The organism is Agromyces sp. NBRC 114283 (genome assembly GCF_030268405.1).
Lineage (GTDB): Bacteria > Actinomycetota > Actinomycetes > Actinomycetales > Microbacteriaceae > Agromyces > Agromyces mediolanus.
Genome location: NZ_BSQP01000001.1, coordinates 3,897,286 through 3,906,208 on the forward strand (window position 1 = coordinate 3,897,286; position 8,923 = coordinate 3,906,208).

Below are 8,923 nucleotides of genomic sequence, written 5' to 3' on the forward strand. Positions count from 1 at the left end.
CCGGGAGCCATCCGGCCGGCCGCCGTGCGACGATACTCGGATGGCCCTGGCTGCACCGACCCTCCTGACACCGCGGCTGCGACTGCGCCCGTTCGCCGAAGCGGACGGCGACGCGCTCTTCTCGCTGATGAGCGATGCCGAGGTGCTGCGCTATTGGGATTCTCCGCCCTGGACGGACCGGGAGTCCGTCGGCCGCTTCTTCGAACGGAGCCGGACGATGGCGGAGGACGGCAGCGGTGCTCGTGTCGTCATCGAGCACACCGAATCCGGTGCCTTCCTCGGCTGGTGCACCTTCAACAGTTGGGACCCGGACTTCCGCAGTGCCTCGCTCGGGTACTGCCTCACCGAGCGGGCGTGGGGTCACGGCTACGCCACCGAGGCCGCGGGCGCCGTCCTCGCCTGGGCGTTCGGGGCGCTGGACCTGAACCGGGTCCAGTCCGAGACCGACACGCGCAACCTCGCCTCGGCGAGGGTGCTGGAGAAGCTGGGGTTCCGCCGCGAGGGCACGCTGCGCGAAGACTGCATCGTCGACGGCGTCGTCTCCGATTCCTGGGTCTACGGGCTGCTGCGGCGCGAGTGGGAGGCGGGGCGAGCGTCGGCCGGATGACCGATTCCGGAGGCCGATCGGCATCCGATCGATCCGGACCGCGGAAGTCGGGTCCCGGTCCGCGGCGACGAGCAGGCTGGAGGGCGAAGGAGGCACCGTGATCGCCACGCTGAACCTCGTGGTCGAGCTGGTCGAGCAGCAGCTCGACCAACCGACCGAGCTGACCGTGCTCGCCCGACGGGCGGGCACGACCGAATACCACCTGCGTCGGATGTTCTCGTCGCTGGCGGGGATGCCGCTCTCGGAGTACGTCCGCCGGCGGCGGATGACGCTCGCCGCGGCGGAGGTCCTCGGCGACGGCGAGCTACTCGACATCGCCGTCCGCCACGGCTACGGCTCGACGGAGGCGTTCGGCCGGGCGTTCCGTGCGGTGCACGGCGCGTCCCCGGCCGAGGTGCGTCGCGACGGCGGCCCCCTTCGCACACAACCGCAGCTCAGGTTCCGCCTGACCGTCGAAGGGAGTGCCCCGATGGACACCCGAATCACCGACCGCCCCGCGTTCACGCTCGCCGGCCACGCCGCGCGCGTCCCACTCATCCACGAGGGGGTGAACCCGCACATCCAGGCGCACATCGCCGCGATCGAGCCGAGCGAGCACGCCCGGTTGAAGCAGCTCAGCGACACCGAGCCGCGCGGGCTCCTCCAGGTGAGCGCCGACGTCGACCCCGACGCCCGCGAGGGCACGCCGCTGACGTATCTGCACGGCGTCGCGCTCGCGGACGCCGCCGCAGCGCCCGAGGACCTCGACACGATCCAGGTCCCGGCCGGTCAGTGGGCCGTGTTCCGCGTCGCCGGCGAGTATCCGGCCGCGCTGCAGACCGCGTGGGCCGCGACGGCGACGGACTGGTTCCCGTCGAACCCGTGGCGGCTCCGCCCCGGCCCCTCGATCGTCGCCGTGCTCGACCGCGCGGACGATTTCACCACGGCGACGTGCGAGCTCTGGCTCCCGGTCGAGCGGGCGTGACCGCACGAGTCGGCGGCCCGACCCCCTCGGGCCGCCGACGGCGGGCTCAGCGCGAGTAATAGAAGTACGCGCTCCAGTAGCCACCGCCGCTGTGGTAGCAGGGCTGGCGCAGATCGACCTTGTAGCCGGTCATCAGCTTGCCGCGGATGGCGCTCGTCAGCATGCCCTTGCAGGCGCTCTGCCCCTGCACGCTGACGCTGTACGCCTTCCAGTCGGCGGCCTGGGCCGGTGCCGCAGTCGCCACGCCCCCCGTGACGACGAGAGCGAGTGCCGCGGTCATCGTGGCCAGCCGGATCTTGCGCTTCATGGTTCTTCTCCCCCGGATTCGGTGTCCCTTGTGCTCCAATGCAAGCAGCCCGGGCGTCGGTTCGGAATGGGGAGGACTCCCCGCTTCCGTCTATCCGGCCGCTCAGGCGGCCCGGATCGCGGCCAGCACCCGTTCGATGTCGCGGAGGTCGTTGAAGCCGTGCACGCCGATCCGGAGTCGATCGCCGGTCACCCGTGCGCGCACGTCCGCCTCGGAAAGACGGGCGGCGAGCCGCTCGGGGCGCGCCACGCGCACCACCCGGATGTGCGAGCCCGCCCCGGTCCGGACGGGGACGGCGCCGAGCTCGAGGGCTTCGCGCTCGAAGAGCTCGGCGAGTTCGAGCGCACGCTCCTCGATCGCGAGCGGATCGAGCCGGGCGAGGAGGCCCACCGCGGCCTCCGCCCCGATCCAGGAGAGCCAGGCCTGCGAGGTGTCGCACCGCGCGAGCCCGCCGCCGAGCTGCGGCCGGCCGCCGAACAGTCCCTCCGCGCCCTCGGCGGTCTTCCAGCCCGGCGCGATGGCTTCCAGCTGAACCGCCGCTGCGGGAGCCGCGACGAGCCACGCCGCGCCGCGCGGGGCGAGCATCCACTTGTAGCCGTGCACCGCGAGGTAGTCGGGCGCCGCCGCCGGGATCGGCGAACGGAGCACGCCGAGGCTCTGCGTCGCGTTCACGAAGAGCTCGGCGCCGACCTCGCTCGCGCGCTCCCGCAGCGCCGCGAGGTCGATCCGTTCCCCGTCGAGCGTCGTCGTCTCCGACACCGCGACGAGCGAGACGCCCGGCCGGATCCGTTCGAGCAGCGCGTCGCTCCGGCTCTCGCCGGCTTCGACCGGCACGAGTTCGACCGGGCGGCGGGGGTCCCGGCCGGCCTCGGCGACGAAGGGCAGCAGCAGGCTCTGGAACTCGTCGGCGGCGAGCAGCGCGACGCCCGCGGGCCGGAAGCGGGCGACCGTCGCGGCGGCCTCGGCGAGCGAGCCGAGCGTCGCGACCGACTCGCGCGGCACGCCGCACCAGGCCGCGAACCGAGCCCTGGCCCGATCGGCGGCCCCGTCCCACTCGCTCCAGTCGAACTCTCCCGCCAGCTGCCCGTCGATCGCGCGCCGGAGGGCCGCCGCGACCGGCGCCGCCGCCGGGGCCGAACCGGGGGTGTCGAGCCACGCCCAGCGCTCCAGCGCCGGGAAGCTCGCGCGGAACTCCTCCGGCGTCATCGCGGGACCGCGACCACGGCCTCGATCTCGACGAGGAGCTCCGGGGCGGCGAGCTCGGCCGCGACGAACGCGGAGTGCGCAGGGTACGCGCCGTCCGGGTACCAGCGACCGAAGACCTCGGTGCGGACGCCCGCGAACTCCCGGAAGCTCCCCTCGCCCGCGACGATCGTGAAGAGCTTCACGATGTGGGCGGGGGTCGCTCCGAGCTCGTCGAGCAGGAGCTCGAGATTGCGGAAGACCTGCGCCGTCTGCGCTCCGCAGCCGCCGGGAGCGAGCACGCCGTCGCGGTCCTGGCCCACCTGCCCCGAGAGGTACACGAGGCGGTGGTCGTCCGGCACGACCGTGTAGTGCCGGAACTGCCCGATCGGTGCGGCGAGCGCGTCGGGGTTGCCTCCGGTGACGATCATGGCCGTTCTCCTCCTTCATCGAGCGTTCCGGGCATCCGGAACACGGTCTTGCCCAGCGTCCGTCCGTCGGCGCTCGCGCGCATGGCGGCCGGGGCCTCCTCGAGCGGATGCACCGCGTCGACGACGGGCCGGATCCCATGCTCGCGCACGAAGGCGAGCGCGTCACGGAACTCCTCCGCGCTGCCCACGGAGGTGCCCCGCAGGCTCAACTGCCGGAAGAACAGCTCGCGCAACGACAACCGGATCTCCGCGCCCGTCGTCGCCCCGAGGGTGACGACGCGGCCGCCGGGGCGCAGCGTGCCGAGCGCCGCCGGCACGCTCGCGGCGCCGACCGTGTCGACGACGAGGTCCACCGGTGGCAGGCGGGCCCCGCCGAGCTCGTCGCTCGGCACCGCCGCGGCGGCACCGCGGGCGAGCGCGAAGTCGCGCTTCTCGGCCGAGCGGCTCGTCACGGTGACCCGGGCGCCTGCGGCGAGCGCGAGATCGAGCGCGAGGAGGCCGACCCCGCTGCCGATGCCCGGGATGAGCACGTGCTCGTCCGCGGCCAGCTCGCCGACGGTGAAGAGCGCCCGGTACGCGGTGACCGCGGCGAGCCCGAGCGCCCCGGCCTCGGGCCCCGAGAGGTGCGCCGGCACGGGATGGGCGTTCCCCGCCGGCACGGCGACGAACTCCGCGAAGGTCCCGGGCGCGCGGCCGCCGAGCAGGTCGGGATGCTCCGGCACCCGAGCGCGCTCCGGCCAGTTCAGGGTGGGATCGAGCAGCACCCGGTCGCCGAGCGCGGGCCCGTCGCCCCCGAGCGCCGGTCCGTCGCCCCCGCGCCCCGGGCGGGTGGCGGGCCCGAGGCCCACCACCCGGCCGACCGCGTCGGCGCCGAGTATCCGCGCCGGCTCCGAGCCGTCGCGCCGCTCGGCGGTGAACAGCTCGTGCCGGTTCAGGCCCGCGTACTCGACGGCGAGCAGCACCTCCCCCGCCGCGGGTTCCGGGGCCGGCATCCGCTCGACGCGCAGCCCGTCGAGCCCCGTCGCCCCGCCGTGCACGAGGGCCAGCATGCCGACATCCGCGCCCGTCATGCGCCCGCCGCGGGGATCGCGCCGGTGCGCAGTTCGGTGTGCTTCGTCTCCGGGGTGAACAGGGCGGCGATCAGGCTGATGACCGCACCGCCCACGAGGTACCAGGAGGGCGACCAGCTCGAGCCCGTCGCCGTGACGAGGGCCTGCGCGACGAGCGGGCCGAGGCCGCCGAAGAGCACCACGCCCAGGTTGTAGCCGACCGCGAGGCCGCTGTACCGCTGCGCGGTCGGGAAGAGCTCGGCGAAGAGCGCGGGCTGGGCCGCGAGCATCATCGCGTCGCCGACGAGGATGAGTCCGATGCCGAGGATCGCGAGGCCGAGCTGCTGGGTGTGCAGCAGCAGGAAGCCGATCGGCGTGGTGACGATCACGAGCGCGGCGCCCCAGCGGATGAACGGACGCCGGCCGAAGCGGTCGCACGCCTTCGCGAACGCGAGGACCAGCGCGACGAGCACGAGCATCGAGACGAGGCCGATGTTGCGCGCCTCCGTGTCGGCGTACCCGAGCTGGCCCGCGAAGAACGTCGGCCCCCAGACGAGCAGCACGTAGGTGCACATGGTGGGCGAGGCGACGAGTCCCGCGACGAGCAGCACCGAGCGCCAGTTCTCGCGGAGCACCCGGGTGAGCGGCGAGCGACCTGCCTGGCGTCCGTCGGATGCCTCGACCTCGGCCTTCGCCTCGGTGAACTCCGCGGGGTCGGCGAGCCGGAGCCGCATGTACAGCCCGATCAGGCCGAGCGGGAGCGCGACGAGGAACGGGATGCGCCAACCCCACTCGAGCACTGCTTCGGGGCTCATCGAGGTGGTGATGAAGAGGGAGGTGAGTGCCGCGACGAACATGCCGAGCACGATCGTGATGGTCTGGAAGCTGCCGTACCAGGCGCGCTTGCCCGCGGGGGCGGTCTCGATGATGTACGTGACCGCGCCCATCCACTCGCCGCCGGCGGAGAGCCCCTGCACCAGGCGCAGCAGGAAGATCAGGATCGGGGCGAGGACGCCGATGCTCGCGTACGGCGGCACGAGGCCCATGAGCGCGGTCGCGATCGAGATCATCAGGATGATCGCCGACAGGGCGGCCTTCCGGCCCAGCCGGTCGCCGACGAGGCCGAACAGCACCCCGCCGAGCGGGCGGATGATGAAGCTGATGCCGAAGACGAGGAACGTCGTCAGCAGCGCGACGGCCGGATCCTCCTGGGGGAAGAACAGCGCCGCGAAGACCGCGGCGAAGTAGCCGTACAGGACGAATTCGTACCACTCGAGGAAGTTGCCGATGCAGGCGGCGACGATCGCGCGCATCTGCGAGGGCTGCAGGCCCTTCTCGCGGGCGTTGCGGGGGTGCGTGACAGTCATCGTGAGCTCCTTTGCTGTTCGGTGACGCGGGGGATGGATCGGGTGACGCGTGGGATGGATCGGATGACGCGGGAAGATCGCCGGGACGATCGGGGCGGATGCCGGGAGAGCTGCGCGGCCTCAGGGCGCGTGCTGCGCGTGCGGCGGCACCGGGGTCCAGCTCGGGCGGCCGAGCGGCGCGGGCGGATCCACGTCGGCGAGGTACCGGCCGTAGCCGATGTCGAGCACGGCGCGGCCGTAGGCGGCCGTCGCCGGTCCGTTCGGGGCGAAGACGTGCAGGGGGTCGGCCTCGCTCGCGCCCCAGGCGAAGTCCGCGGTGCCCGTGCGGGCGGGACCGAGGGCGGTGAGGCTCCACGGGATCTCGACGAGCTTGCACAGGTCGTAGCCGGTGCCCTCCGCGCTCGGGATCGCCTTCACCGTGCAGTGCCGGGCGAACCAGTCGGGGGCGGGGATGTCCTCCGAGCCGCGCCCGAGCATCGCCTCCCCCGCGACGAGCTCCTCGCCGAGGGCGGAGACGATCGCGAAGGCGACGCCGTCGCCGTGCTCGTCGAGCCGGACCGCTCGGGCCTGCTTCTTCGGCAGTCCGAACAGCTCGCGGCCGAGGATGCCGTGGTTCAGGCCCTCGACGAAGGTCTCGATCGCGTAGGCGCCGTCCGGGCCGCCGCGGTATCCGGCGCAGCGCAGCGAGACGCCGCCCTGCAGGTAGTCCGGGCGACGCTCCACGCCGCCGGACGAGGCGAACTCCGCGCCGATGAACTGGGCGATCCAGAGCGCCACGGTCGGCGAGTCCGGCACGCCCAGCCCGGCGGGCAGGCACCGGGCGGCGACGTCGGCGTCGATCGGCGCCTCCACGGTCAGCCAGCGCACCTCGACGCGCTCGGTGCCGGGCGTGAACAGCGGGGCGAAGACCGGCATGGCGAGCGGCACGGCGACCGGCGCGGCGGCGCTCATCGCGCACCCACCGGCATGGCTTCGACCCGGCCGGCCGGCACGTCGTGCGCGACGCGGCGGATGGCACCGAGGATGTCCTCGTCAGCCGGCAGCACTCGGGCGGCCAGCTGTACCGCCGCCGGGATCCGCGTCTCCAGCGCGCCGATGCGCACGGGCGGCGAGTTGAGCCGGACGCCGCTCTCGACGACGCGGGAGACCACTTCGGCGCCCACCCCGCCGGTCGTGTGCGCCTCGTGCACCACGAGCAGCCGGCCCGTCCGCTGCACGCTCGCGAGGATGCTGTCGAGATCGAGCGGGCGGATCCACCGGGCGTCGAGCACCTCGGCGTCGATGCCCTCGGCCGCAGCGCGCTCGGCGGCGGCGAGCACCCGGTGCTGCATCGCGCCCCAGGTGACGACGGTGAGGTCCGAGCCCGAGCGGCGCAGGCCGACCCCGCCGACCGCCTGCACGGGACCGCCGATGCGCACCGGCTGCTTGGCGCCGTGGTAGAGCGTGCGGTTCTCGATCACGATCGTCGGGTCGTCGCTCCAGATGGCGCTGAGCAGCAGGTCGTAGGCGTCCTGGTTCGTGGTCGGCATGCAGACGCGGATCCCGGGGATGTGGGCGAACAGGGCCTCCAGCGACTGCGAGTGCTGGGCGCAGGCGCCCGGGGCGTTGCCCTGCTGGGTGCGCACCGTCAGCGGCGCGGCGAGCGCGCCCCGGGAGACGTACCGCACGTTGGCCGCCTGGTTCACGATCTGGTCGAACGCGACGAGGGCGAAGTCGGCCCACATGATCTCGACGATCGGCCGCCGGCCGAACATCGCGGAACCGACCGCGCCGCCGAGGATCGCCGACTCGGAGATCGGGGTGTCGAACACCCGCTCGCCGAACTTCCGGCGCAGGCCCTTGGTGACGCCGAATACGCCGCCGGGGATCGCCACGTCCTCACCGAAGAGCAGCGTCTCAGGCCGCTCCTCGAGCGCACGGGCGAGGGCCGCGTTCACGCTCTCCGCGTAGGACAGGGTCTTCTCGATGATCTCAGGCATAGACGTGCTCCTCGACGGTGGCGGGGTCTGCGAGCGGGGCGGCGAGCGCGGCCTGGGCGGCGCGATCGACCTCGTCGACCACGCGCTGGCGCAGCGCCGCGAGCTCCGCGTCGCCGACGCCGGCCGCCCGGGCCATCCGCTCGGCCCTCGCGATCGGCTCGGCCGCGATGGCGGCGTCGAGCTCGCCCGCCGGCCGGTAGTGCTGGACGTCGCCGATGTAGTGCCCGACGATGCGCTGGGTCATGGCCTCGAGCAGCACCGGTCCGGCGCCGTTCCTGCACCGTTCGACGGCGTCGGCGACGGCGTCGCGCACCGCGTCGGGGTCGTTGCCGTCGAAGCGCACGCCGGCCATGCCGTACGCGGAGGCGCGGCGGAAGAACTGGTCGTTGCGCACCACGTCCCGCGTCGGGGTGAGCTCGGAGTACGTGTTGTTCTCGACGAGGAAGACCACCGGCAGCGTCATCGCCGCGGCGAAGTTCATGGCCTCGTGCACGGCGCCCTGGTTCATCGCGCCCTCGCCGAAGGAGGCCAGGGCCACTCGGCCGCTCCCGTCGAAACGGCCGGCGAGCGCCGCGCCGCACGCGATCGGCGCGCCCGCGCCAACGATCGAGTTCTCGCCGTACATGCCGTAGGCGGGAGCCGTGAAGTAGGCGGATCCCCCGCGGCCGCCGCTGATGCCGCTCTCCCGGCCGAGCAGTTCGGCGAGCACGGCCTCCGGCGGGACGCCGCAGGCGATCGCCCAGCCGTGCCCCCGGTAGGTCGGGAACACCGCGTCGCGGCTCAGCTCGAGCGCGCGGACCGCGCCGGCGTAGATCGCCTCCTGCCCGTTGCAGAGATGCACCGATCCGACGATGTCCTCGCTGAGGCGGAGCCGGGTGATCGTCTCCTCGGTCTCTCGGATGCGGTGCATGGCTCTGTTGCAAAAATCGTGAAGCTTGAGCATGCTTGGCGGAGATTGGACGGACGGAACGATGACGGATTTCAAGTGGCGCCATTTCCAGGGTGATGTGATCCTGTGGGCGGTGCGCTGGTATTGT

The 8,923-nt window shown here is 73.3% G+C and carries 10 protein-coding genes; 2 read left to right on the top strand and 8 right to left on the bottom strand.

Going from position 1 to position 8,923, the window contains the following annotated elements; all coding sequences use genetic code 11:
* The first annotated feature begins 40 nt into the window (after positions 1 to 40).
* Together QSJ60_RS18755 and QSJ60_RS18760 are read left to right on the top strand one after the other, a co-directional pair.
* Complete coding sequence (locus QSJ60_RS18755; protein ID WP_285465210.1) at positions 41 to 607, top strand: GNAT family N-acetyltransferase; 567 nt, start codon at positions 41 to 43, stop codon at positions 605 to 607.
* 97 nt (positions 608 to 704) lie between these two features.
* Positions 705 to 1,571 carry an AraC family transcriptional regulator gene (locus tag QSJ60_RS18760; RefSeq protein ID WP_285465212.1) on the top strand — a complete coding sequence of 289 codons (867 nt, stop codon included), beginning with the start codon at positions 705 to 707 and terminating at the stop codon, positions 1,569 to 1,571.
* A gap of 46 nt (positions 1,572 to 1,617) precedes the next feature.
* Here the strand turns inward: QSJ60_RS18760 and QSJ60_RS18765 are convergent, their stop codons facing one another.
* From QSJ60_RS18765 to QSJ60_RS18800, 8 genes are all read right to left on the bottom strand, one after another.
* The gene (locus QSJ60_RS18765; protein WP_230765712.1) at positions 1,618 to 1,878 is read right to left on the bottom strand and encodes a hypothetical protein; all 261 of its coding nucleotides are present in this window, start codon (positions 1,876 to 1,878) and stop codon (positions 1,618 to 1,620) included.
* A 102-nt stretch (positions 1,879 to 1,980) separates the two neighbouring features.
* Positions 1,981 to 3,084, bottom strand: a complete 1,104-nt coding sequence (locus tag QSJ60_RS18770) for an aminotransferase class V-fold PLP-dependent enzyme (RefSeq protein WP_285465214.1) — start codon at positions 3,082 to 3,084, stop codon at positions 1,981 to 1,983.
* Entirely contained in the window at positions 3,081 to 3,491 is a 411-nt protein-coding gene (locus tag QSJ60_RS18775; RefSeq protein WP_230765708.1) for a RidA family protein, read from the bottom strand. Before QSJ60_RS18775 ends, QSJ60_RS18770 begins: the two co-directional genes overlap by 4 nt.
* Entirely contained in the window at positions 3,488 to 4,561 is a 1,074-nt protein-coding gene (locus QSJ60_RS18780) for a quinone oxidoreductase family protein (protein ID WP_285465217.1), read from the bottom strand. Before QSJ60_RS18780 ends, QSJ60_RS18775 begins: the two co-directional genes overlap by 4 nt.
* Positions 4,558 to 5,907, bottom strand: coding sequence for an MFS transporter (locus QSJ60_RS18785; RefSeq protein ID WP_285465218.1), 1,350 nt, complete (start codon positions 5,905 to 5,907; stop codon positions 4,558 to 4,560). Before QSJ60_RS18785 ends, QSJ60_RS18780 begins: the two co-directional genes overlap by 4 nt.
* A gap of 120 nt (positions 5,908 to 6,027) precedes the next feature.
* On the bottom strand, positions 6,028 to 6,858 hold the full coding sequence (locus QSJ60_RS18790; protein ID WP_285465221.1) for an acetoacetate decarboxylase family protein: 831 nt from the start codon (positions 6,856 to 6,858) through the stop codon (positions 6,028 to 6,030).
* Complete coding sequence (locus QSJ60_RS18795) at positions 6,855 to 7,886, bottom strand: alpha-ketoacid dehydrogenase subunit beta (protein WP_285465223.1); 1,032 nt, start codon at positions 7,884 to 7,886, stop codon at positions 6,855 to 6,857. The genes QSJ60_RS18790 and QSJ60_RS18795 overlap by 4 nt, the downstream gene beginning before the upstream one ends.
* Entirely contained in the window at positions 7,879 to 8,796 is a 918-nt protein-coding gene (locus QSJ60_RS18800) for a thiamine pyrophosphate-dependent dehydrogenase E1 component subunit alpha (protein ID WP_285465224.1), read from the bottom strand. The genes QSJ60_RS18795 and QSJ60_RS18800 overlap by 8 nt, the downstream gene beginning before the upstream one ends.
* Positions 8,797 to 8,923 lie beyond the last annotated feature (127 nt).

Bases quoted from the DNA above. Each gene is read 5' to 3' on its own strand.
- QSJ60_RS18755 (WP_285465210.1), top strand. From the start codon at position 41: ATGGCCCTGGCTGCACCGACCCTCCTGACACCGCGGCTGCGACTGCGC.
- QSJ60_RS18765 (WP_230765712.1), bottom strand. From the start codon at position 1,878: ATGAAGCGCAAGATCCGGCTGGCCACGATGACCGCGGCACTCGCTCTC.
- QSJ60_RS18770 (WP_285465214.1), bottom strand. From the start codon at position 3,084: ATGACGCCGGAGGAGTTCCGCGCGAGCTTCCCGGCGCTGGAGCGCTGG.
- QSJ60_RS18775 (WP_230765708.1), bottom strand. From the start codon at position 3,491: ATGATCGTCACCGGAGGCAACCCCGACGCGCTCGCCGCACCGATCGGG.
- QSJ60_RS18780 (WP_285465217.1), bottom strand. From the start codon at position 4,561: ATGACGGGCGCGGATGTCGGCATGCTGGCCCTCGTGCACGGCGGGGCG.
- QSJ60_RS18785 (WP_285465218.1), bottom strand. From the start codon at position 5,907: ATGACTGTCACGCACCCCCGCAACGCCCGCGAGAAGGGCCTGCAGCCC.
- QSJ60_RS18790 (WP_285465221.1), bottom strand. From the start codon at position 6,858: ATGAGCGCCGCCGCGCCGGTCGCCGTGCCGCTCGCCATGCCGGTCTTC.
- QSJ60_RS18795 (WP_285465223.1), bottom strand. From the start codon at position 7,886: ATGCCTGAGATCATCGAGAAGACCCTGTCCTACGCGGAGAGCGTGAAC.
- QSJ60_RS18800 (WP_285465224.1), bottom strand. From the start codon at position 8,796: ATGCACCGCATCCGAGAGACCGAGGAGACGATCACCCGGCTCCGCCTC.